This window comes from Micromonospora sp. NPDC049101, assembly GCF_040648675.1.
Taxonomy (GTDB): Bacteria; Actinomycetota; Actinomycetes; order Mycobacteriales; family Micromonosporaceae; genus Micromonospora.
The window spans coordinates 218,832-241,024 of sequence record NZ_JBEZED010000005.1 but is presented as its reverse complement, the minus strand read 5'-3'; the positions used below and the strand labels follow the sequence as shown (position 1 = coordinate 241,024).

The following is a 22,193-nucleotide window of genomic DNA, read 5'->3' as shown; positions in this document are numbered from 1 at the left end:
ATCACATCTCCCCTGGTCCCGGTGCGTTGTGGACCGACCGATTCGTCAGCCCACTCGCGTGGCCGGCCGTGCGGTGGCCACGCGCCGCGAGCCTACTAAAAACGGAGCCGCTTTCGCTTCCGGGCAACCGAAGCGCAGTGCCGCCACGGCCTACCGGCACGGGTCGCACGCTGGCGGTCCGCGGGCCGTTCAGGCCGACGACTGGGCGGTCCACAGCGGATTCCTGCCCTCCGCGGGTGAGGTCCGTCTTGCTGCGCAGATCGGTACGTAATCGAGGACGGCCGGAGCGGCATCGACGAGGGCCACTTCGGGTACCACACAGGGCCACCGCCGATCGTCGGCGTCGGCCCCGCCGCGTCGCCAGGTCAGCGGGCGAGCTGGGCGAGCAACTCGTCCGCCGCCGTGTACGGGTCGATCGCACCCTCGGCGACCCTGGTGGCGAGCGTGCTCAGCTCCGTACCGTCGCGCAGGGAGCCGATCCGGGCGCGCAGGGTGCCGAGCGCGATCGCCTCGACCTCGGCGGCGGCCCGCGCCTCCTGGCGGCGGCGCAGCTCGCCGTGCTCGACCAGCCAGCCCCGGTGCTTGTCGATCGCCGCCGCGATCTCGTCGATGCCCTCGCCGCGCGCGGCGACCGCGCGGACCACCTGCGGCCGCCACTGCCCCGGGCCACGCTCGCCGAGGGCGATCATGCCCTGGATGTCACGGACGGTGGCGTCGACGCCGTCCCGGTCGGCCTTGTTGACCACGAACACGTCGGCGATCTCCAGGATGCCGGCCTTGACCGCCTGGATCGCGTCACCCATGCCGGGGGCGAGCAACACCAGCGTGGTGTCGGCCAGTGAGGCGACCTCCACCTCGGCCTGCCCGACGCCCACGGTCTCCACCAGCACCACGTCGCAGCCGGCGCCCTCCAGCACCCGGACCGCCTGCGGCGTCGCCGCGGCCAACCCGCCGAGGTGACCCCGGCTGGACATGGACCGGATGTAGACGCCCGGATCAGTGGCATGGTCCTGCATCCGCACCCGGTCGCCGAGGATCGCTCCACCGGTGAACGGACTGGACGGGTCCACCGCCAACACGCCGACCCGATGCCCCTGCGCCCGCAGCGCGCGGACCAACTCGTTCGTGGTGGTCGACTTGCCCACCCCGGGCGAACCGGTCAGACCGACGACCTGGGCCTGCCCGGCGTACGGCGCCAACGCGGCGGCGATCTCCGGCAGCAGCGCGTCGCCGTTCTCCACGAGGGTGATCAGCCGGGCCACCGCGCGAGGATCACCCGCGCGGGCCCGCTCGACAAGCATCGGTACGTCCCGACTGCGGCGCACCGACGTGGTGCCCCCGGACGGGACGTACGCGGCCGCCTCGCTCACCGCACCATCTTTGTTCGCGACTGCGGGGCTCGCAAAACCGGCTCACTCCTCGCGCTCACTGGCCCACCGCAGCATTCCCCGGCACGTGGATGATCAGCGCGTCGCCCTGGCCACCGCCACCGCAGAGGGCCGCCGCGCCGGTGCCGCCACCGCGCCGCTTCAGCTCCAGGGCGAGGGTGAGGACGAGACGCGCGCCGGACATGCCGATCGGGTGCCCCAGCGCGATGGCGCCGCCGTTGACGTTGACCCGGTCCGAGCTGATGCCGAGGTCCCGGCTGGACTGCACGCCGACCTGCGCGAACGCCTCGTTGATCTCGATGAGGTCCAGGTCGGCGACGCTCAGCCCACCCTTCTTCAGCGCGTGGTTGATCGCGTTCGACGGCTGCGAGTGCAGGGAGTTGTCCGGGCCCGCCACGTTGCCGTGCGCGCCGATCTCGGCCAGCCAGGTCAGCCCCAGCTCCGTGGCCTTGGCCTTGCTCATCACCAACACCGCCGCGGCACCGTCGGAGATCGGCGACGAACTGCCGGCGGTGATGGTGCCGTCCTTGGCGAAGGCGGGGCGCAGCTTGGCCAGCGACTCGACGGTGGTGTCCGGGCGGATGCCCTCGTCCTCGCTGATCACCAGCGGGTCGCCCTTGCGCTGCGGGATCACCACCGGGGCGATCTCCTCGGCGAAGTGGCCGTTCTTCTGGGCCACGGCGGCCCGCTGGTGACTGGCCGCGGCGAAGGCGTCCTGCTCCTCGCGGGAGATGCCGAGCCTGGTGCCGAGCCGCTCGGTGGACTCGCCCATCGAGCAGCAGTCCCACGCGTCGCTGAGCCCGTCGTGCGCCATGTGGTCCTTGACCACCACGTCGCCGTACTTGTAACCGGTGCGCTGGCCCATCAGCAGGTGCGGGGCATTCGTCATCGACTCCATGCCGCCGGCCACGACGATGTCGAACTCGCCGGCCCGGATCAGCTGGTCGGCCAGGGCGATCGCGTCCAGACCGGAGAGGCAGACCTTGTTGATGGTCAGCGCCGGCACGGACATCGGCACACCGGCCTCGACCGCGGCCTGCCGCGCCGGGATCTGGCCGGTGCCGGCCTGCAGCACCTGCCCCATGATCACGTACTGGACCTGGTCGGGGCTGACCCCGGCACGCTCCAGCGCGGCCTTGATGGCGATCCCGCCGAGCTTCGTGGCCGGGAGGTCCTTGAGGTTGCCCAGCAGCCGCCCCATCGGGGTCCGCGCGCCGCTGACGATCACCGAAGCCATGCCTGCCTCCGAGGGGGGTGCCGTGCTGTACGCCTTAACGATTGTTCGGCCAGACTAGCGCCATGACTGAGAACTCCTCCGCCGAGCCCGGTGCCGACTCCGTCACAGACATCGGGCTTCGCAAGATTGACCACGTCGGGATCGCCGTGGCCGACCTGGACGCCGCGATCGACTTCTACCAGCGGACGTTCGGCATGCGCTGCGTGCACGTCGAGACCAACGCCGAGCAGGGCGTGCGGGAAGCGATGCTGGCCGTCGGGCCGACCACCGAGGGCGGCTGCGTGCAACTGCTCGCCCCACTCACCCCGGAGTCGACGATCGCCAAGTTCCTGGACCGCAACGGGCCGGGAGTCCAGCAGGTCGCGTACACCGTGGTGGACATCGACGCGGCCTGCGCCGCGCTGCGTGCGCGTGGGATGCGGCTGCTCTACGACGCACCGCGGCGCGGCACCGCGGACAGCCGGATCAACTTCGTCCACCCCAAGGACGCCGGCGGCGTCCTCGTCGAACTCGTCGAACCCGCCCCCACCCTCCACTGACCCCCGGCGCCGCGTCGGCGTCGGCCCACGCGACGTCGGCAAGATCCGCACAACTTTGGGGATGTCGCTGCCTCCAGCGCCCGTGCGGCAGCAACATCCCCGAAGTTGTCGCCTCCGCGCCCCGCGCGGCGCGCGACTCGGGAGGGCCGCGGCGCACGTCAGTGCGCGGTTGGCGGGGTGGCCGGGCACCTTCACGCATCGGCGGATGCAGTTTTTCACAGAGGACTTCCCGGCCTAGCTACCGTTCAGTAACGTCCGCCCCCACCGGAGCACGACCGGTGTTGGATGTGTCGAATGCCGACATGGCGGTCGTGCCCACCGGCGCCGACGATGGCAGCACCCGGGCCCGGGCGGGTGCGGACGAACCGGAGGTCACCGTGCAGGACATCCTCGATGTGATCATGGCGGCGGAGGAGTCGAACGATCCGGACCGCGAACTCGCCGGCGTCGCCGGGCTGCCCGTACCGGAGAGTTACCGAGGCGTCGTGGTCCGCGCCGAGGAGGCCCGGATGTTCGACGGCATGCCCACCCGGGACAAGGACCCGCGCAAGGCGCTGCACGTGCAGGAGGTGCCGACGCCGGAGTTGGCACCGGGCGAGGCGTTGGTCGCGGTGATGGCGAGCGCGATCAACTACAACACGGTGTGGACCAGCATCTTCGAGCCGCTGCCCACCTTCACGTTCCTCCGGCGCTACGGCCGGGTCTCCGAGCTGACCCGTCGGCACGACCTGCCGTACCACGTGGTCGGCTCGGACGCGGCGGGCGTGGTGCTGCGTACCGGGCCCGGGGTGACCCGGTGGGCACCCGGCGACGAGGTGGTGGCGCACTGCCTCTCCGTCGAGCTGGAGGACGCCGCCGGGCACGACGACACCATGCTGGACCCACAGCAGCGGATCTGGGGCTTCGAGACCAACTTCGGCGGGCTCGCCGAACTGACCGTGGTCAAGGCCAACCAGCTGATGCCCAAGCCGCGTCACCTGAGCTGGGAGGAGGCGGCCAGCCCGGGACTGGTCAACTCCACCGCGTACCGGCAGCTCGTCTCGCACCACGGGGCCAACATGAAGCAGGGCGACGTGGTGCTCATCTGGGGCGCGTCCGGCGGCCTCGGCGGGTACGCCACCCAGCTGGCACTCAACGGCGGAGCGATCCCGGTCTGCGTCGTCTCCTCGCCGGAGAAGGCGGAGCTGTGCCGCCGGATGGGCGCGGACCTGGTCATCGACCGCGCGGCGGAGGGTTTCCGCTTCTGGAAGGACGAGGTGACCCAGGACCCGGACGAGTGGAAGCGTTTCGGCGAGCGGATCCGCGAGCTGACCGCCGGCGAGGACCCGGACATCGTCTTCGAACACCCGGGTCGGGAGACGTTCGGCGCCAGCGTCTACGTGGCCCGGCGCGGTGGGACTGTCGTCACCTGCGCCTCCACGAGCGGATTCCAGCACCAGTACGACAATCGCTACCTCTGGATGCACCTCAAGCGGATCGTCGGCAGCCACTTCGCCAACTACCACGAGGCGTGGCAGGCCAACCGCCTGGTCGCGCTCGGCAAGGTGCACCCGACGGTGTCCCGCACCTACTCCCTGGAGCAGACCGGTCAGGCCGCGTACGAGGTGCACCGCAACGCCCACCAGGGCAAGGTCGGCGTGCGCTGCCTCGCACCGAGCGACGGGCTGGGCGTACGCGACGGGGAGTTGCGGGCCCGGCACGAGGACGCGATCAACCGGTTCCGGGGGCACTGAGCGCGGCGGTGCCGGGCCTGCGGGGGCACTGCCCGGCACCGCCGGCCTCCGGGGCTCTGAGCCCGGCCGCCGGCCGGACGGGTGAGCCCTCGATGACCATTGCGGTGATCGGACATTGTTCTTCCGCTCCCATTAGCGGAAAACCCGCCCGGACCGAACAAAGGGCCTCGGGGCCCTTTTTCACGTCACGCTGCGTGGCGTCCGACCCGCCCGGGACCTGCCAAGATCGCCGATTGGTCCCGCCCCGCCGATGGTGGCAGTTGACCATGTAAAGAGGCCACGAAAGCTGCGCACCGCTCTTGCGAAGCACCCTGGGGCGTCTGCCAGTATGTCCCAATGCCCCAGCAGCAGTCCTCCCCTCTCGCGTTCTTCGATAACGCGAACTCGCAGCCAGACTTCACCGTCGGCCTGCGCGGTTACAACACTCACCAGGTCGATGACTTCCTCGGCCGGATGACCGCCGCGCTGACCCAGTCCGAGCAGGCCCGTGCCGAGGCCGAGCAGCGGATGAACGACGCCCAGCGTCGGCTCCGCCAAGCCGAACAGCGCATGAGTGCGCTGGAGCAGAAGCTCACCGACACGAACAAGCAGCTCGAAGAGAACAGCCGGCCCACTCTCTCCGGGCTCGGCACCCGCGTCGAGCAGATCCTCCGGCTCGCCGAGGAGCAGGCCAACGACCACCGCAACGAGGCCAAGCGCGAGTCGGAGGGCATCCTCTCCGCCGCCCGCCTGGAGGCCCGCGAGATCACCGACAAGGCGCGTGCCGAGGCCGCGGCCATGAAGGCCAGCGCCGAGCGCGAGGCGGGCAACCTGCGCACGGCCGCCGAGCGCGAGGCCGCCGAGGTCCGGGTGCAGGCCCGCCGCGAGGCTGACACGCTGCGCGCCGACGCCGACCGCGAGACCAAGCAGCTGCGTACGGTCACCGCGCACGAGGTCGCCGAGCTGAAGTCGACAGTCGAGCGGGAGGTGGCCACCCTCCGGGCCACCGCCGAGCGGGAGATCACCCAGCAGCGGGCCAAGGCCGCCCGCGAGGCCGAGGAGAAGCGCGCCGAGGCCACCAAGCTGCTCACCGACGCGCGGGACAAGCGCGACAAGGACCTCCAGGCCCTGGAGCTGCAGCTGGCCGAGCGACGCGAGAAGGCGGAGCGCGAGGAGTCCGAGCGGCACGCCGCCCAGGTCGCGCAGACCCAGAAGATGGTCAGCGAGGCCGAGCAGCGCGCCCGCGCCGCCCAGGAGCGCGCGAAGGAGATCGAGCAGCGCGCCGAGGCCCGCCGGGTCGAGTCGGAGCGCAACGCCGCCGAGACGATCGACAAGGCCAAGGCGCACTCCGAGAAGACGCTCAACGAGGCCAAGGCCGAGTCGCAGCGCCTGCTCACCGAGGCGCGCACCGAGGCGGAGCTGACCACACAGGCCGCCCGCCGCGAGGTCGAGGACCTCACCCGGCAGAAGGACGCGGTCACCTCGCAGCTGGGCCAGATGCTCTCCGGGCTCGCCGGCATCGTGCCGGGGATGCCGGCGGCGGCTGCTCCGGCGGCCAAGCCGGAGGCCAAGAAGACCGAGGGCGGTCAGGAGCGGGTGCCGGCGGAAACCGCCGGCTGACGCGCGGCGTCAGGTCGGGGCATCGACGGCGCGAGGTGACACCGGGTAACCGGTGCAACCTCGCGCCGTATGCGTTTCCCAGTTCGTGGTATCCCGTGCTCGCAACGGAGTGAAGTAGCTCGCACAAGGCGCGTCCGTATCGCCCCAGCAGGCCCTGTTGCGTGTGAGGATGGGGGCATGTCGCACGGCGAGGAACTGTTCGCTCTCGGCGGGGACGTGACGACGGAGCCCAGCTTCGAGTCCGCTCTGCGGGGGTACGAGAAGAAACAGGTTGATCGGTATGTCGCGCGTGCCGAGCACGAGATCGCGACCCTCGCGTCCGAACGGGAACAGGCGTATACACAGATCCACAAGCTCGCCGGTCAGGTCGAGGTGCTCCAGCGTGACCTGACCCAGGTGCGCAAGCAGATGAACGTGGTCGACCGGGCCTCGTTCAAGCATCTCGGTCCGCTTGTCGACTCGATCGTCACGCAGTCCGAGGAGCTGGCCGAGAAGATCGTGGCCGACGCGAACGTGGAGATCGAGGCCCGTCGTGCCGCGGCCGAGCACATCATCGAGGAGGCCCGCGAGCAGTCCGCGCGGGCACTGAAGGACTTCGAGATCGCCCTCGCCGCCCGGCGCTCGGAGGAGGAGCGGCACAGCGCCGCCCGCCGGGCCGAGGCGGAGGCCACCCTGCGGTCCGCCAAGGACGAGGCGGCGCAGTTGCGCAAGGCGGCGCAGGACGCGCTGGCGAAGGCACAGCAGGAGGCCACCCAACTCCGGGACACCGCCAAGGAGATCCACACCCGGGCCCAGCAGGAGTCGACCAAGCTGCGCGAGTCGGCCCGCGAGACGTTGGCCAACGCCCGGCAGGAGGCCAGCGACCTGCGCGACGCCGCCAAGGAGGTGCACGCCAAGGCCCTCCAGGAGGCCAAGCGGCTCACCGACACCGCGACCGAGGCCGGTCGGGCCACGCACGCCAAGGCGCAGCAGGAGGCCAAGCAGATCATCGACGACGCGTCGATGGCGGGTCGGGCCACCCGCGCCAAGGCGCAGCAGGAGGCGGAGCGGCTGACCACGCAGGCCTCCGAGGCGGCCAAGCGCAGCCGCGCCGAGACCGAGGCGTACGTGCAGCGGATGCGCGCGGAGACCGAGGCGTACGTGCAGCAGACCCGTGCGCAGACCCAGCAGGAGCTGGGCGCGTGGCGGGCCGGCGTGGAGCAGGAGGTCAACTCGCGTCGCGAGGCGGCCGACCGGGAGTTGGCGCAGCGACGGTCCACTGCCGAGCAGGAGTTCGCCAAGCGCCGCGACGAGCTGGACCGGCAGCACGAGTCCCGCCAGCAGGAGCTGGAGACCGGGTTCGCCAGCCGTCAGCAGGAGCTGGAGGCGGGTTTCACCACCCGCCGCGACGAGTTGGAAACCGAGTACACGAGCCGCAAGAACGAGCTGGAAACCGAGTACACGAGCCGCCGGGACCTGCTGGAGACCGAGTACTCCACCCGTAAGAACGAGATCGAGCAGGGCGCGGCCGGGGTTCGCCAGGCCGCCGAGCAGGACGCGGCGGCGCTCCGCCAGCGGTCCGAGGCGGAGGCCGCCGAGCTGCTGAGCCGGGCCGAGACCGAGGCCGGCGACAAGCGCCGCAAGGCCGACGAGCATGTCGCGGCGTCGCGTCGGCAGTTCGAGGAGTACGCGGCCACGACGCAGCAGCACCTGGCCACCACCCAGCAGCACCTGGCGGCCACCCAGCAAGAGTCGGCGGCGGGCCGGCAGCAGTTGGCCCAGGTGATGTTGGAGATCGCCCAGGCCCAGCAGCAACTCGCCGACCTGCGGCAGGAGACCTGGAAGTCCCGACAGGAGTCCGACGAACTCCAGCGGCAGATGGCCGAGGTGCGGTTGCAGAGCGTCGCCGGCCCGATCGACGGCCCGACCGCTGGCGATGGGGTGAGCAGGAGCGCGGCCGACAATGGTGCCGAGGGCACGACCGTCTCCGGCACGGCGACCACCGACGACGGCACGTCGCCCGGATCGGGTGCGGACAACGGCCGCAAGACCGAGCCCGCCGACACCCGGCAGCCGGTGAACGCCGCAGCCGAGGGGCAGTCCACGACCCGGCCGGTGGCCGAGCCGGTGACCACCGTCGACGGAGGCGCGGCCAGCGCCGGGGTGGACGGGGAGCCGACCGTGGCCGCCGTTCCGGGCGAGGGCGGCCGGGGCGCCAAGCCGACCAAGATCACCAGCACCGGTGAGAACGGCAAGCGACCCAGCAAGCCGACCACCGACGAGCGCAGCGCCAAGCCCAGCAAGGTCACCATCGAGAAGGACTGACGGGTACGCCGCCAGCCGCGTTCCCCGCACGAGTATCGAGATCTTGGACAGTTTCCGTTCCGCGAGAACGGAAACTGTCCAAGATCTATGTGTGCGTCGAGTGAGGCTGGGGTTGGGTGGAGGCCCAGCCGGCTGCGACGAGGGCCCGTCGGACGGTGTCGGCGACCTCGTCGGGGCGGGCCCGGACCAGCCAGGCCGGAAAGCGCAGGATCCGGTCGCCGCTGGTCCAGACGTCGTTCTGCCGACGCATGTCGTCCGCCCATTGCCGGACGTCCAGGTGGTGCGCGCCGTCGATCTCGACCTGCACCCGCCATTGCCGCCAGTACGCGTCCAGCCAGCGGTTGCGGCCCGCCGCGTCGACCCGATGTTGTTGAAGATCGGGTACGGGCAGCCGATGCCGGCGGCAGAGACGCAGGAAGTCGATCTCGGAGAGCGCCTGCGCACCGCCGGCGATGTCATCGACGGTCTGTTGGATCAGGTGCCGGCGGGGCGCTCGGGGGAGCACGTCGAGCACCGCCTGCAACTCCTCGGGCAGCACCCGCCGCTGCTGACAACCGGCCGCCAGCACCCGCTGCGCCTCCTCCGCACCAACCGCCCATCCCGCCGCGTCGACGAGAGCTCTGGCCGTCGTGGTGCGCGGAGGACGGGCGAGTTGCCGGTGCGAGTCCGGCAGCACCGACGTGCGATGCACCAGCACCGCGGGCATGTCGATCGGGAGGCGACGCAGCGAGGTCCGCGCGGCACGGCGGGCGGCTGGCACCAGCACGTGCAGTGGCTCACGGCGCAGACCTCGTACCCCGGCTTCGGTGGCAGCGGTTTCCCCAGCCAGCATCGCACCTGGCCCGGCTGCGAGCACCGCGACCCACAGTTGCTGGTCGTGGCTCAGGCGACCGTTGCCAGTCAGCAGAATCCCGCGACAGATCGATCGCCACCGGCCGGAGCGGATCCGCCCACGCACCGTCCCCTCGCTGAGCAGGCTGGAGACCTGCGCGGTCGTCAGCACGCCGGCCTGCTCGAAGGCGAGCCAGTCGAGTGCGTCGGCGTCGTCGGCGGGAAGCATCCGAACAGCTTTCACCGCCGGGACGTCACCCCACCACCAGATCTTGGACAGTTCCCGTTAGGCAGTAACGGAAACTGTCCAAGATCTGCGGGTCGGTGCGGGGTGTTCGGCGTCCGCGCGGCGGGGTGGCCGATCCTGTACGTCAGTCTTTCCGGACCGTTCGATCTGGCCCGAGGTGGCGGCGGTGGTTGGGTGGGGCACATGGAGCACCGGATTGACGGCCTCATGGTCGATGGCGACCATGAGGTGGCTACGCTGCTGGCGCGCTGGGCGATGATCAGAAACGGTGCGTTGTCCCGCCGCCAGTCGACCGAACTGCTGAAGGAAGTTGTGACCCCATGGACCTGACCGGTGCACGCTGGCGCACGTCCCGCCGTCCCACCCTCTGAGCCGGGAGGTCCCTGGTGCCGCAGCACGACCCGTCCGGCGACAACCCGGACCTGACTCCCGGTCCCCTGCCAGCGGAGACGCCGCCCTCGGCGGAGACACCACCGCCGGTACCGGTCCCCGCTCCGGGCACCGACCCGGATGAGGCACCCGCGGTCCCGTCCGGCAGGTTCGGCACGCCGGGGCGCCCGCTGCGCCGCAACAGTTTCCTGATCGGCTTCACCGGTGGGCTGGGCGTGCTGCTGGCGTACACCCTCTATCTGGGGATTCGCAATGCCGGCGGCATCCTGGTGCTGGTGGTGATCGCGCTCTTCCTGGCGGTCGGCCTCAACCCGGCGGTGGTCCGGCTACGCCGCTGGGGCCTGCCGCACGGCCTGGCGGTGGCGGCGGTCGCGCTCACCGTGGTGCTGCTGCTCTGCGGCGGCGTGTGGGCGCTGGTCCCGCCGATCGTGACGCAGTCGGGGCAGTTCATCGACCAGATCCCGAGCCTGCTCGCGGAGTTGCGGCGCAGTCCGACGGTCAATGACCTGATGGAACGGTACGACGTGGTGGAGCGCGTGCAGGGCGCGGCGAACGCGGACACCGTCGGCCGGGCGCTCGGCGGGGTGTTGGGCGGCGCTCAACTGATCTTCGGCACGGTGTTCCGGACGCTGACCGTGCTGGTGCTGACGATCTACTTCCTGGCCTACTTCAACAAGCTGCGCTCCCTGGGCTACTCGTTGGTGCCTCGGTCGCGGCGGGAGCGGGTGCAGCTGATCGGCGACGAGATCCTGGCCAAGGTCGGGGCGTACATGGTCGGCGCGTTGAGCATCGCGGTGCTGGCCGGCGCGACCACCTTCGTCTTCGCGCTGATCGTCGATCTGCCGTACCCGTTCGCACTCGCCGTGGTGGTCGCGGTGACCGACCTGATCCCGCAGATCGGCGCCACCCTCGGCGCGGTGATCGTGAGTCTGGTCGGCTTCGCCACCGACCTGCGGGCCGGCATCGCCTGCGCGGTTTTCTTCCTCATCTACCAGCAGGTGGAGAACTACCTGATCTACCCGAAGGTGATGCGGCGCTCGGTGGAGGTCAACGAGGTGGCCGCCCTGCTGGCCGCGCTGCTCGGGGTGGCGCTGCTGGGCGTGGTGGGCGCGCTGATCGCCATCCCCACGGTGGCCGCGCTGCAACTGATCCTGCGCGAGGTGGTGCTGCCCCGCCAGGAGACCCGCTGAGCGTCAGTCGGCCTTGCCGGCGGCGGGGCCGGGGACGGGCGTGTCGGCGAACGAGGCCACCGTCCGGTCGGCGTACGCGCTGACGTCGCCGGACTCCATCGGGCCGTCCCAGGTCGTTGGCAGCGGCACCTCGACGGCCGGGTTGACCCGCCGGACGATCTCGTCGAGCACCGTCTCCGCGTCGCCCACCCAGAGGTGCTTGGCGCCCGGCACACCGACCACCTCGGCCTGCGGCACCGCGGCGAACCGCTCCCGCGCCTCGGCCGGACGCAGGTAGTCGTCGAACTCCGGCACCAGCGCCGTCAGCGGCCGACCCGAGGTGGCCCAGGTGGCCAGGTCCGCAGGTGTCGAGAAGCGCAGCGGAGGGGAGAGCAGGATGGCCCCGGCGATCGCCGGGTCGCAGCCGTACCTCAGGGTCAGGTCGGTGCCGAACGACCACCCGACGAGCCAGATGTTGGGCAGCTCGGCGAACTCCGCGTACTCGATGGCGGCGGCCACGTCGTACCGCTCCCCCACCGCGCCGTCGAACGCTCCCTCGCTGGTGCCGCGCAGGCTGCTGGTGCCCCGGGTGTTGAACCGCAGCACGGCCAGGTCGGCGAGGGCGGGCAGCCGCCAGGCCGCCTTACGGAAGACGTGGCTGTCCATCATTCCGCCGTGGGTGGGCAGCGGATGCAGGCAGACCAGGGTGGCCACCGGCGGCCGGTCGGCCGGCAGGGCCAGCTCACCGACCAGCCGCAGACCGTCGGCGGTGTGCAGCTCGATGTCCTCCCGGCGGCCGGGCAGGATCGACGACGCGCGAATCGCTGTGCTCACCGCCCAAGTCTGTCGCGAAGTCAGCGCCGCCGCCCGCCCAGGCACAAACAGCGTGATCCAGGTCGCTAAGCCGCGCCGTGCGACACCCCGGCCGGACCGCCAGGCCGTGGCCGTGAAGGCCCCCGGCTGAGCCGCTCAGTAGCGGGGGGTGCCCCGGCCGCGTTGCACCGCCGGCCCGCGCCGGTCCCGGGCTCGCCAGCAGCCACTGTGCCAGTGCCGCCGGTCGGTCAGGTCACCCAGGCCGTCGGCCGGCCAGGCCACCAGGTGCGCCACTCCGGGTGGGATCTCCTGGTTACAGCCGGGGCAGCGGTACGTCTTGACGGACGCCCCGGCGCCGATCCCGCGTACCTGCCAGGCACCGTCGGACCACTGCTGCACCGAGGCGACACCCTGCCGGACCCGGTCGGCGTCCAGGTTGGCGTTCTCGTCCCGGCGAGGGCGATTGCGACGGGGGCTCACAGTCACCAAGCGTACGGTCCGTCTGGTGCGGCGGCCCGGCCGGTCACCAGGACGCGGGCTCGTCCAGTGGCTCGCTGACCTGCGCCCCGCCCAGCACCGTGGCCGCGTCCTCCTCGTCGTACCCCTGTGCCGGCCAGCCGAAGTTGGCGGTCAGGTGGGCCCTGGGAAAGCCGAGCAGCTCAAGTTCTCCGACCTGGGTATCGATATGGGCCGGTTTGCCGCCGACAGTCCGGTTCCCCTCGGTGCGGGTCCCGGCGATGCCGATGGCGTACTGCAACTCGACCTGGATCGCGCCCGGGGTGCTCCCGGAGACCATCATCTGCACGCCGAACGCCGCCGGGAACGGTGCCACGGTCACCTCGCACCTCGTGAGCCGTGTGCCCGCCGGCAGCGTGGTGAGCCGCAGCGGGCCACCGCAACGGTGCGCCTGGTCGAGCCGCAGCGCGGCGGCCACGTCGAACAGGTCCCGCTCGTCCGGCCCGCTGCCGCTGGCCCGGGCGTACACCCCGGGGGCGGGTTGCCAGTGTCGCAGCCACGCCAGCACGCCGTAGGGCCCCTCGGCGTGCGACACCGACCCGTCGTAGACGCCGTCCTTGACCAGCTCCGGGACCAGGGCCGGCAGGCCCTGGGCGCGCATGGGCAGGGCGTCCGCGGAGGCGGCCAGCTCCACGGTGACGGTGCGTCCGCCGACGTCGAGCCGCGCCAGCTCCACGCCGCTCTGCACCGACCAGGAGAGATATCGGGGCCCGTCCGGGGCGAACCCGAAGTGCAGCACGTTCGGGTCCGTGCCGACCAGGTCGGGTCGGGCGGCCGCACCCGGCACGCCGTCGAGCCGGGGCGGCGTCACGGCCTGCACCGCGTCAGTCGGCGGGCCCAGCCCTGGAATGACGACGTCCAGGCCGGAGCCGGAGAGACTCACCGGGCCGAGGGCCACGCCCGCGCCGAGCACGGCCACCACCCCCAGCACCGAGGCGGCGGTGGTGCGTCGGCGGCGGATCCGGGCCCGGCCACGGGACACCGCGACGGCCAGCAGCCGGTCGGTGTCCACAGTGCCCTCGGCGCGCTCGCGCAGCGTCTGGTCGATCCGCTGGTCGAGGTCTGTCACGGTCGGCTCCCGTTCGTGGCCGGGGCACCGCAGCGCTCCCGGAGGTTGGCGAGCGCCCGCATCGCGTGGGTGCGGACGGTGACCGGTGAGCAGTCCAGGATCTGGGCGATGGTCTGGTCGTCGAGGTCCTCGTAGTAGCGCAGCACCAGCACCGCCCGCTGACGGTCGGGCAGGCCGAGGATCAGCCGCCACATCTCGTCGCGGTCGGCCGCCTCGCCGCCGAGGTCGCCACGGTGCGCCCGCTCGGCGAAGGACTCGACGACCAGCTCACGGCTCGATCGACGGCGCCACCAGGAGTTGTTGGCGTTGACAAGCATGCGACGCACGTACACGTCGGGCCGGTCGGCGCGGACGATCCTGCGCCACTGCACGTACGCCTGGGACAGCACCTCCTGGGTGAGGTCCTCGGCCCGGTGCTCGTCACCGGTCAGCAGCCGGGCGAGCCGGACCAGCGCCGGTCCCCGGCTGCTGACGTACTCCTCGAAGGTCACACCCTGCAGACGCCCTGGGCGCCTCGTGGCGTTTACCCGCTCAGTGGTGCGAGTGGTCGCGGAAACCGCGACGGGCCTTGCGACCCAGGTAGCCGGCGGTGACCAGATGCTCCAGCAGCGGCGCGGGCGCGAAGCCCGGCTCGCGCAACTCCAGGTACAGCTCGCGCTGGATCGCCAGCGCGACGTCCAGCCCGACCACGTCGAGCAGCTCGAACGGGCCCATCGGGTAGCCGCAGCCCAGCTTCATGGCGTGGTCGATGTCGTCGGCCGTCGAGTAGCTGGCCTCCAGCATCTTCACCGCGTCGTTGAGGTAGGGGAAGAGCAGCGCGTTGACGATGAACCCGGACCGGTCCGCGCAGACCACGCCGGTCTTGCCGAGCGTGGCGCAGACGGCGCGGGCGGTGGCGGTGGCCTCCGGGGAGGTGCGGATCGTGCGGACCACCTCGACCAGGGGCATGACCGGGGCCGGGTTGAAGAAGTGCAGCCCCACCACGTCGGCCGGTCGGTGGCTGGCCATCGCCACGTCGATCACCGGCAGCGAGGAGGTGGTGGTGGCCAACACCACGCCCGGCTTGCAGATCTCGTCGAGGCTCGCGAAGAGCGCCTGCTTCACGCTCAACTCCTCGACGACCGCCTCGACCATCAGGTCGACGTCGGCGAGGTGGTCGAGCGTGGCCGACCAGCTGATCCGGCCGAGCGCGGCGTCCCGGTCGGCCTCGGCGAGCTTGCCGCGCACCACGCCCTTGTGCAGCGAGGTCTGCACCGCCTCGCGGAGCGTCGCGGACTTCTCCAGGCCACGGGCCACCGACACGACCTCGTAGCCGGCCCTCGCGAAGACCTCGACGATCCCGGTGGCCATCGTCCCGGAACCGACCACGCCAACCTTGGCGATCGCGCGCGCCCCGTCGGCGGCCGCCGCGTCCGTGGCCAGCGGCGTCGCCTCGTCCGGTACGACCACCGGCGAGCCGGGCCGCTCGTAGGTGTAGAAACCCCGACCGGACTTCCGGCCGAGCAGTCCCGCGGTCACCATCTGCTTGAGCAGCGGCACCGGGGCGTGCCGGCGGTCCCGCCCGCCGCGCCGGTACATGGTGTCCAGGATCTCGTACGCGGTGTCCAGGCCGATCAGGTCCATCAACGCGAGCGGGCCCATCGGCAGGCCGCAGCCGAGCTTCATCGCGGCGTCGATGTCCTCCCGGGCGGCGTAGTGCGACTCGACCATGGCGACCGCGTGGTTGAGGTAGCCGAAGAGCAGCGCGTTGGCGATGAAGCCGGCCCGGTCGTTGATGGTGACGTCGACCTTGCCGAGGCGGGCGCAGAGCGCCTCGACATCGGCGACCACCTCGGGTGCGGTGACGACCGTGCGGACCACCTCGACCAGCTTCATCACCGGCGCGGGGTTGAAGAAGTGGATCCCGATCACCTGGTTGGGCCGGGTGGTGGCCACCGAGATCTCGGTGACGCTCAGCGACGAGGTGTTGGTGGCGAGGATGGCCTCCGGCCGGCAGACCCGGTCCAACTCCGCGAAGATCCGCTGCTTGAGGTCCAGGTGCTCGGGCACCGCCTCGATGACCAGGTCGACGGAGTGCAGCGCGTCCAGCCCAACCGCGAAGTGCACCCGCTCGTGCAGGGCGTCTCGGTCGGCCACGGCGAGCTTGCCCTTGGCGACCGCCCGGTCGGTGGAGCGGGTCAGGGTGGCTCGGCCACGCTCCAGCGCCGGCTCGGAGATCTCCACCGCCACCACGTCGACACCGTTGCGGGCGAAGACCTCGACGATGCCGGCACCCATGGTGCCCAGCCCCACCACACCCACGGTGCTGAACTCGCGCGCCACGACCGGCCTCCCCAGACACTCCGCACGGCCCCTGAACGGCCGCTAAGGCTATGCGCGCGAGTCTGCCACGTGACGATTGGTTGTCGCGACGCCGTGGCCTATTTCACCGCCGGCGACGTGACGTCTCACCGCCGGCGACACGACACGGACCCTAGGCGGCGGGACCGGTGGTCAGGGCCAGCAGCTCCGCCACGAACTCCGCCGGGCGCTCCAGGTGCGGGCTGTGCCCGCAACCGGGCAACACCACCTCGTGGTACGCGCCGCCGGCCGCCGCGTACCGCTCCAGCACCGACCGGGTCTGGCCGATCATCGGCTGCGGCGGGCAGACCTCCTCGCCGGGCCAGCCGGGCACGAGACCCAACGAACCCAGGTACGCCAGGTCGAACAGTGAGGTGTCCGAGACGATGACGTCGGCGTCGCCGCGTACCCAGGTGATCGGAGGCTTCTCGGCGACGGCCACCAGCTCGTCGGCGAGCCGGAAGTGGGTCGGCGCGAGGGCGTTGAGCACCCCGCGCGTGCCCGGCGCGGTGCCCGGCCAGTTCTCCGACGGCTCCGCCGTGCCCGGGTAGCTGTCGTCGCCGGTGGCGGTGGAGAGCACGGTGTCCAGCAGCAGGTCCTCGTCGGCGCCCAGCGCGGCGGGATCGGCCACATAGGTGGCTCGCAGGACGGCGCGCGGGCTGGCCGGAGTGTCCGCGCTCCGGTCGCCGGCGGCGAGCAGGGCGACGAAGTCCGGATTTGCCGTGCCGGCGCCGGTGCCGGCGAAGTCGGGGGTGGTCGGCGTGCCGGTCAGGTCGCGGGTGCCACCGAAGCCGTACGGGGAGACCGGTGCCGCGAGCAGGAGCGCGCCCACCCGGTGTGGATTGTCGACGAGCAGTCGCATCGCCACTCCCCCACCGAGGGAGTGCCCGACCACCACCGGGCGGGTGTCGCCGGCGCCGAAGAGCGTCGGGTCGTCCAGCAGCGCGGCCACGTCGTCGGAGAAGTCCCGCAGGCCGCGAGTGGCGTCCACCGGGGCCGTCGCGGAGTCGCCGTACCCCCGCAGGTCGGGGGCGACCACCCGCAGCGTCGGCGGCAGCCGACGGACCAGCGGCTCCCAGAACAGCGCGGACGAGCAGTTGCCGTGGATCAGTAGCACCGGGGTGCCGTTTGGCGGGCCGGCCACCCGGACCGCCTGGGTGATGCCGTTCGCCGTCACGATCCGTTGCTCGGTTTCCATCCGCGGCATGCTGCCACGCCCGCCGGTGCCGGTCCAGGTGCCGAGCAGCCACCCCGGGTGCGGCCCAGGTGTGGGCCGCACCCGGGTCGCCGGTCAGCGCCGGGCGCCGGGCGGCGTGGCCAACGGCAGCGGAAGGGTCGGCCGGACGTCCCGCCGGGACGGCCCGAAGCTGAGCCCCACCGGGTCGGTGTGTGCCACCCCCGGGTCGAACAGGCGCAGCTCGGTACGGCCGAGTCGGATCACGTCACCGTCGCAGAGCCGTTCCACCTCGGTGATCCGACGGTCGTTGAGCCAGGTGCCGTTGGTCGAGCCAAGGTCCCGCAGCGACGGGCCCTCCGGGGCCAGCCACACCTCCGCGTGGCGGCGGCTCAGATGCGGGTCGCTGATGACGACGTGACCGGTCGGCGCCCGGCCGACCACCTGCGGTTCGACTCGAAGTCGGAAGCTCGCCCCGCGCATCGGCCCACCCGCCACCGTCAACAGCGGCATAAGTTCTGGAAGTTCCTCCATGGACAGTCAGCCCTCCACCCCACACCGTCACTCCGCGCGTCAGCCTGCCACCAGACGGTAATCATCGACACCGACCGGCCGGTCAGCTCCTCGTCACCTCCCGGCCACCCGCCGTTCGACGATTCGGCCGGACCGCGTTCGTCATCGATGGCCTGACCTGCACTGACAAACGATCAGGCGAAACGGCACGACGCCGGGTCGGCCGGTTACGATCCGGACCTACCAGTGAGTAATCCTCGGGTCTAGACTTCCGCCATGACGGCTGTGCATGTCCCGGGTCTTCCGATCATCGAGGCGGGTCGACTGGTCTCCACCAGCCCGGCCACCGGCGCCGAGGCCGGCCGCTTCCCGGTCGCGACCGAGGCCGACGTGCGGCGGGCCGTCGAGGGCGCCCGCGTCGCCGGCGGATGGTGGGCCGGGCTCGGCTTCGCCGACCGCCGCGAACGGATGCTGCGGTGGCGTGCCCTGCTGGCCACACGCATCGAGGAGCTGGCCGAGCTGGTGCACGTCGAGGGTGGCAAGCCGATCGCCGACGCCATCGTCGAGGTCGTCACCGCGATCGAGCACATCGACTGGGCCGCCCGCAACGCCAACCGCGTGCTCGGCCCGCGCCGGGTGCGGTCCCGGCTCATCCTCGCCGAGTTCTCCGCGCACCTCGAATACCAGCCGTACGGCGTGGTCGGCGTGATCGGCCCGTGGAACTACCCGGTCTTCACACCGATCGGTTCCGCCGCGTACGCGCTGGCCGCCGGCAACGGTGTGGTGCTCAAGCCGAGCGAGTACACGCCCGCCGCCGGCCAGTGGCTGGTGGACAGCTTCGCCGAGGTGGTGCCCGAGCAGCCGGTGTTCGCCGCCGTGCACGGGCTGGGCGACGTGGGCGCCGCGCTGTGCCACTCCGGGGTCGACAAGCTGGCCTTCACCGGCTCGACCGCCACCGCCCGCAGGGTGATGGCCGCCTGCGCCGAGACGTTGACCCCGGTGCTGATCGAGGGCGGCGGCAAGGACGCCATGATCGTCGACAGCGACGCCGACCTGGACGCCGCCGCCGAGGCGTGCGTCTGGGGCGGCATGACCAACGCGGGCCAGACCTGCATCGGCATCGAGCGGGTCTACGCCGTCGACTCGGTCTTCGACGCCTTCGTCGACAAGGTGGTCACCCGCGCCGGCCGGCTGACCGTCGGCCCGGAGGGCACCGACATCGGCCCGATCACCATGCCCCGGCAGATCGACGTGATCCGCCGGCACATCGACGCCGCGATCACCTCGGGCGGGCGCGCCGTGCTCGGCGGTCCGAGCGCGGTGCAGCCGCCGTACGTCCACCCGACCGTGCTGGTGGACGTCCCGGAGGATTCGGCCGCCGTCCGCGAGGAGACCTTCGGCCCCACGCTGACCATCAGCCGGGTCCGCGACGCCGACGAGGCCGTCACCCGCGCCAACGCCCTGCCGTACGGCCTGGGAGGTTCGGTCTTCGGCCGGCGCCGCGCGGTGTCCATCGCGCGGCGGCTGCGCTCCGGAATGGCCTCGATCAACTCTTCACTGACCTTCGCCGGCATGTCCACCCTGCCGTTCGGCGGGGTCGGCGACTCCGGCTTCGGGCGGATCCACGGGGAGGACGGGCTGCGCGAGTTCGGCCGGGCCAAGGCGGTCACCCGGCGTCGGGCCCGATCGCTGTTGCCGTCGATGACCTTCGAACGCACCCCGACCGACGTGGCACGACTCGTCAAGGCCATCAAGGTGATGTACGGGAGATGAGTGTCGGATAACCGATCTCGGCGAAGATCAGCGTATCCACATGTTTATAGGCGGTGTCTGCGGCGGTACATTGCGTTAAATGGGCCCCAATCGATTGCGCTACCGCCTTGTCGACAGCGAGCAGTCGTGGAGTGCGCGGCGGCGCCAGCACCGCTCGGACTGGCTGGCGCGCACCTTCCCCGAGATCGGCGACATGCACGTGGTCGATCTCGGTGGCCGGCTCGGCACCTGGCACCGCGCGACCGTCCGGCCGGCCCGGGTGACAGTCGTCAACCTGGAGCAGCCGCCCGCCGCCGTGCCGGACTGGGCCCACGTCGAGCAGGCCGACGCCTGCGACCTGCCCCCGCGCATCGTCAAGGGCGGCTACGACCTGGTCTTCTCCAACTCGGTGCTGGAGCATGTGGGCGGGCACGAGCGCCGGCTGCGCTTCTCCGCCGCCGCCCGGGCGATGGCCGACCGGCACTGGGTGCAGACGCCCTACCGCTACTTCCCCATCGAGCCACACTGGATCGCGCCCGGGATGCAGTTCCTGCCGGTGCGACTGCGCACCGCGCTGGCCCGACGTTGGCCGTTGGGGCACAAGCCGACCCGCAGCCACGACGCGGCCATCCACCAGGTGCTCTGGACCGAGCTACTGGACCGTTCGCAGATGCGCCACTACTTCCCCGACTCGACGATGCTGGTCGAGCGGGCGTTCGGCCTGCCCAAGTCGTTGATCGCGGTGCGTAACGGCGGGTGAGCCGATCAGAAGAGCGTCAGCTCGTCCTTCTCGATGCCCCGCAGCCGGTCGTAGTTCACGACCACGCACCGGATGCCCCGATCGGCGGCGAGCACCCGGGCCTGCGGCTTGATCTCCTGGGCGGCGAAGACCCCGGCCACCGGGCTGAGCAGCGGGTCACGGTTCATCAACTCGAGGTAGCGGGTCAACTGCTCCACGCCGTCGATGTCGCCCCGCCGCTTGACCTCGACGGCGACCGCGCCGGCGTTGGCGTCCCGGCACAACAGGTCGACCGGGCCGATCGCCGTCATGTACTCGCGGCGGACCAGCGTGAACCCCTCACCCAACGCGCTCGGGTTGGCGGCCAACAACTCCTGTAGGTGCGCCTCCACCCCGTCCTTGCGCAGGCCCGGGTCCACACCCAGCTCGTACGAGGTGTCCTGGAAGATCTCCTCCAGGGTGATCCGCAGCTCCTCGCCGGCCTTGTTGACCACCCGCCACACGCCGGGCGCCTCCTCCAGCCGACAGGGCGGGCTCATCCAGTTCAACGGCTTGTAGGCCCGGTCGTCGGCATGGATCGACACCGACCCGTCCGCCTTCACCATCAGCAACCGGGTGGCCGGCGGCAGGTGAGCCGAGAGCCGTCCGACGTAGTCCACCGAGCACTTCGCAATGACCAACCGCACCCGACGAGGGTAGCCGAGGACCCACCGGTCGCCACCGAGCGGCACTGGCGCGTCGATGCGATGCTGAGTTCGTGTTCGAAGTCCTCACCGGCACCGGCCTCGCCGCCTCAGCGGGGTTGAACGCCTACATTCCCCTGCTCGCCCTCGGTCTGCTCGGTCGCTACACCGACCTGATCGACCTTCCCAGCGGCTGGACCTGGCTCGGCAACGGCTGGGTCATCGTCATCCTGGCCGTGTTGCTCGCCGTGGAGATGGTGGCCGACAAGGTGCCGGTGGTCGACCACGTCAACGACGTGGTGCAGACCGTGGTCCGACCCACCGCCGGCGGCCTGGCCTTCGGCGCCGGCTCCTCGTCGGAGACGGTGACGGTCAGCGACCCGGGGAGTTTCTTCTCGTCCCACCAGTGGGTGCCGGTCGCCACCGGCGTGCTGCTGGCCCTGGGCGTGCACCTGCTCAAGTCCGCGGCCCGTCCGGTCATCAACGCCACCACCGCCGGGTTCGGTGCGCCGGTGGCCAGCACCGCCGAGGACGCCACCAGCGTGGTGGTCTCCCTGGTGGCGATCATCCTGCCGGTGCTGGTGCTGGCGTTCCTGCTCGGCCTGGTGGTCTTCGTCTACTGGTTCCTCCGACGGCGCTCCGAGCGCCGCCGGGAACGCGAGGCGGCCCGCGCCGCCGGCTTCCGCGTCTGACGCTCGATCGACTCGGGTTCCTGCAAACCGGGCCATCCCCGCGGCGGGACACCCCGCCTTCCGGAAACCCGAGTCGATCACCCTGGCCGGCGGGCAGGTGAATCGAGGGATGGCCGACTCGACAAAAGCCTAGGATCGGGGCAAAGACCTAGAGGAGGTTGGCATGACCGCAGCGTTGGAGATGCCCCGGGTCCAGGAGTGTGTGGTCGCCGCGTGCGCGTACAACCAGTCGGGTGACTGTCACGCCTTCGCGATCACGATCGGCAGCATGGACCACGCGCACTGCCACACCTTCGTCGAGTCGCCCATCCGCGGTGGCGTGGACGGCCTGACCGCCCAGGTGGGCGCCTGCCAGCGGTCCGACTGCCGGCACAACGAGCAGTTGGAGTGCCACGCGTCCTCGATCAGGGTCGGCCCGGACAACGACCTGGCCGACTGCATGACCTACGCCGGCCGCTGACCACC

At 71.5% G+C, this 22,193-nt stretch carries 21 protein-coding genes; 10 read left to right on the top strand and 11 right to left on the bottom strand.

Annotated elements, in window-relative coordinates; genetic code table 11:
* Positions 1–365 precede the first annotated feature (365 nt).
* Together meaB and AB0B57_RS09000 are read right to left on the bottom strand one after the other, a co-directional pair.
* The gene (meaB, locus tag AB0B57_RS09005) at positions 366–1,301 is read right to left on the bottom strand and encodes a methylmalonyl Co-A mutase-associated GTPase MeaB (protein WP_357067222.1); all 936 of its coding nucleotides are present in this window, start codon (positions 1,299–1,301) and stop codon (positions 366–368) included.
* Between the two features lie 124 nt (positions 1,302–1,425).
* On the bottom strand, positions 1,426–2,625 hold the full coding sequence (locus AB0B57_RS09000; protein WP_357066943.1) for an acetyl-CoA C-acetyltransferase: 1,200 nt from the start codon (positions 2,623–2,625) through the stop codon (positions 1,426–1,428).
* Positions 2,626–2,687: 62 nt separating this feature from the next.
* Between AB0B57_RS09000 and mce the strand changes: the two genes are divergently transcribed.
* The 4 genes from mce to AB0B57_RS08980 all read left to right on the top strand — a co-directional run bounded on the left by mce (position 2,688) and on the right by AB0B57_RS08980 (position 8,800).
* Positions 2,688–3,164, top strand: a complete 477-nt coding sequence (gene mce, locus AB0B57_RS08995; RefSeq protein WP_357066941.1) for a methylmalonyl-CoA epimerase — start codon at positions 2,688–2,690, stop codon at positions 3,162–3,164.
* Positions 3,165–3,541: 377 nt separating this feature from the next.
* On the top strand, positions 3,542–4,897 hold the full coding sequence (ccrA, locus tag AB0B57_RS08990; RefSeq protein WP_357067220.1) for a crotonyl-CoA carboxylase/reductase: 1,356 nt from the start codon (positions 3,542–3,544) through the stop codon (positions 4,895–4,897).
* Positions 4,898–5,233: 336 nt separating this feature from the next.
* Positions 5,234–6,496: a DivIVA domain-containing protein gene (locus AB0B57_RS08985; RefSeq protein WP_357066939.1), complete on the top strand. Its 1,263-nt coding sequence runs from the start codon at positions 5,234–5,236 to the stop codon at positions 6,494–6,496.
* Between the two features lie 177 nt (positions 6,497–6,673).
* The gene (locus tag AB0B57_RS08980; protein WP_357066937.1) at positions 6,674–8,800 is read left to right on the top strand and encodes a hypothetical protein; all 2,127 of its coding nucleotides are present in this window, start codon (positions 6,674–6,676) and stop codon (positions 8,798–8,800) included.
* Between the two features lie 85 nt (positions 8,801–8,885).
* Here AB0B57_RS08980 and AB0B57_RS08975 read toward each other — a convergent pair whose 3' ends face one another.
* Positions 8,886–9,860, bottom strand: coding sequence for a hypothetical protein (locus tag AB0B57_RS08975; RefSeq protein WP_357066935.1), 975 nt, complete (start codon positions 9,858–9,860; stop codon positions 8,886–8,888).
* A 102-nt stretch (positions 9,861–9,962) separates the two neighbouring features.
* On the opposite strand from AB0B57_RS08975, the gene AB0B57_RS08970 reads away from it, so the two are divergent.
* Both AB0B57_RS08970 and AB0B57_RS08965 read left to right on the top strand, forming a co-directional pair.
* Complete coding sequence (locus AB0B57_RS08970; protein ID WP_357066933.1) at positions 9,963–10,208, top strand: Scr1 family TA system antitoxin-like transcriptional regulator; 246 nt, start codon at positions 9,963–9,965, stop codon at positions 10,206–10,208.
* Positions 10,209–10,264: 56 nt separating this feature from the next.
* Positions 10,265–11,458: an AI-2E family transporter gene (locus tag AB0B57_RS08965; RefSeq protein ID WP_357066931.1), complete on the top strand. Its 1,194-nt coding sequence runs from the start codon at positions 10,265–10,267 to the stop codon at positions 11,456–11,458.
* A 3-nt stretch (positions 11,459–11,461) separates the two neighbouring features.
* Here AB0B57_RS08965 and AB0B57_RS08960 read toward each other — a convergent pair whose 3' ends face one another.
* The 7 genes from AB0B57_RS08960 to AB0B57_RS08930 form a co-directional block, all read right to left on the bottom strand.
* Complete coding sequence (locus AB0B57_RS08960; protein WP_357066929.1) at positions 11,462–12,271, bottom strand: alpha/beta hydrolase; 810 nt, start codon at positions 12,269–12,271, stop codon at positions 11,462–11,464.
* Between the two features lie 135 nt (positions 12,272–12,406).
* On the bottom strand, positions 12,407–12,736 hold the full coding sequence (locus AB0B57_RS08955) for a hypothetical protein (protein WP_357066927.1): 330 nt from the start codon (positions 12,734–12,736) through the stop codon (positions 12,407–12,409).
* 37 nt (positions 12,737–12,773) lie between these two features.
* Entirely contained in the window at positions 12,774–13,835 is a 1,062-nt protein-coding gene (locus tag AB0B57_RS08950; protein WP_357066925.1) for a hypothetical protein, read from the bottom strand.
* Positions 13,832–14,326 carry a SigE family RNA polymerase sigma factor gene (locus AB0B57_RS08945; RefSeq protein WP_357066923.1) on the bottom strand — a complete coding sequence of 165 codons (495 nt, stop codon included), beginning with the start codon at positions 14,324–14,326 and terminating at the stop codon, positions 13,832–13,834. The genes AB0B57_RS08950 and AB0B57_RS08945 overlap by 4 nt, the downstream gene beginning before the upstream one ends.
* A 40-nt stretch (positions 14,327–14,366) precedes the next feature.
* On the bottom strand, positions 14,367–16,157 hold the full coding sequence (locus AB0B57_RS08940) for a 3-hydroxybutyryl-CoA dehydrogenase (RefSeq protein WP_357066921.1): 1,791 nt from the start codon (positions 16,155–16,157) through the stop codon (positions 14,367–14,369).
* A 151-nt stretch (positions 16,158–16,308) separates the two neighbouring features.
* Positions 16,309–17,382: an alpha/beta hydrolase gene (locus tag AB0B57_RS08935; protein WP_357066919.1), complete on the bottom strand. Its 1,074-nt coding sequence runs from the start codon at positions 17,380–17,382 to the stop codon at positions 16,309–16,311.
* 84 nt (positions 17,383–17,466) lie between these two features.
* A complete protein-coding gene (locus tag AB0B57_RS08930; RefSeq protein WP_357066917.1) occupies positions 17,467–17,832 on the bottom strand; it encodes an FHA domain-containing protein in 366 nt (121 codons plus the stop codon).
* 306 nt (positions 17,833–18,138) lie between these two features.
* Between AB0B57_RS08930 and AB0B57_RS08925 the strand changes: the two genes are divergently transcribed.
* Together AB0B57_RS08925 and AB0B57_RS08920 are read left to right on the top strand one after the other, a co-directional pair.
* Positions 18,139–19,635, top strand: coding sequence for an aldehyde dehydrogenase family protein (locus tag AB0B57_RS08925; protein ID WP_357066915.1), 1,497 nt, complete (start codon positions 18,139–18,141; stop codon positions 19,633–19,635).
* Positions 19,636–19,714: 79 nt separating this feature from the next.
* Positions 19,715–20,374 (top strand): class I SAM-dependent methyltransferase, encoded by a 660-nt coding sequence (locus tag AB0B57_RS08920; RefSeq protein ID WP_357066913.1) that lies wholly within the window; start codon positions 19,715–19,717, stop codon positions 20,372–20,374.
* Positions 20,375–20,379: 5 nt separating this feature from the next.
* Here the strand turns inward: AB0B57_RS08920 and nucS are convergent, their stop codons facing one another.
* On the bottom strand, positions 20,380–21,039 hold the full coding sequence (gene nucS / locus AB0B57_RS08915; RefSeq protein WP_357066911.1) for an endonuclease NucS: 660 nt from the start codon (positions 21,037–21,039) through the stop codon (positions 20,380–20,382).
* A gap of 71 nt (positions 21,040–21,110) precedes the next feature.
* Here nucS and AB0B57_RS08910 point away from each other — a divergent pair, with 71 nt between their 5' ends.
* On the top strand, positions 21,111–21,728 hold the full coding sequence (locus AB0B57_RS08910) for a DUF4126 domain-containing protein (protein WP_357066909.1): 618 nt from the start codon (positions 21,111–21,113) through the stop codon (positions 21,726–21,728).
* Positions 21,729–21,891: 163 nt separating this feature from the next.
* Positions 21,892–22,188, top strand: coding sequence for a DUF1540 domain-containing protein (locus AB0B57_RS08905; protein ID WP_357066907.1), 297 nt, complete (start codon positions 21,892–21,894; stop codon positions 22,186–22,188).
* Positions 22,189–22,193 lie beyond the last annotated feature (5 nt).

What these genes read in the sequence shown, in the direction of transcription:
- meaB (WP_357067222.1), bottom strand. Translation starts at nt 1,301, where the DNA reads ATGCTTGTCGAGCGGGCCCGCGCGGGTGATCCTCGCGCGGTGGCCCGG.
- AB0B57_RS09000 (WP_357066943.1), bottom strand. Translation starts at nt 2,625, where the DNA reads ATGGCTTCGGTGATCGTCAGCGGCGCGCGGACCCCGATGGGGCGGCTG.
- mce (WP_357066941.1), top strand. Translation starts at nt 2,688, where the DNA reads ATGACTGAGAACTCCTCCGCCGAGCCCGGTGCCGACTCCGTCACAGAC.
- AB0B57_RS08985 (WP_357066939.1), top strand. Translation starts at nt 5,234, where the DNA reads ATGCCCCAGCAGCAGTCCTCCCCTCTCGCGTTCTTCGATAACGCGAAC.
- AB0B57_RS08980 (WP_357066937.1), top strand. Translation starts at nt 6,674, where the DNA reads ATGTCGCACGGCGAGGAACTGTTCGCTCTCGGCGGGGACGTGACGACG.
- AB0B57_RS08975 (WP_357066935.1), bottom strand. Translation starts at nt 9,860, where the DNA reads ATGCTTCCCGCCGACGACGCCGACGCACTCGACTGGCTCGCCTTCGAG.
- AB0B57_RS08935 (WP_357066919.1), bottom strand. Translation starts at nt 17,382, where the DNA reads ATGCCGCGGATGGAAACCGAGCAACGGATCGTGACGGCGAACGGCATC.
- AB0B57_RS08930 (WP_357066917.1), bottom strand. Translation starts at nt 17,832, where the DNA reads ATGCGCGGGGCGAGCTTCCGACTTCGAGTCGAACCGCAGGTGGTCGGC.
- AB0B57_RS08925 (WP_357066915.1), top strand. Translation starts at nt 18,139, where the DNA reads ATGACGGCTGTGCATGTCCCGGGTCTTCCGATCATCGAGGCGGGTCGA.
- AB0B57_RS08920 (WP_357066913.1), top strand. Translation starts at nt 19,715, where the DNA reads ATGGGCCCCAATCGATTGCGCTACCGCCTTGTCGACAGCGAGCAGTCG.
- AB0B57_RS08905 (WP_357066907.1), top strand. Translation starts at nt 21,892, where the DNA reads ATGACCGCAGCGTTGGAGATGCCCCGGGTCCAGGAGTGTGTGGTCGCC.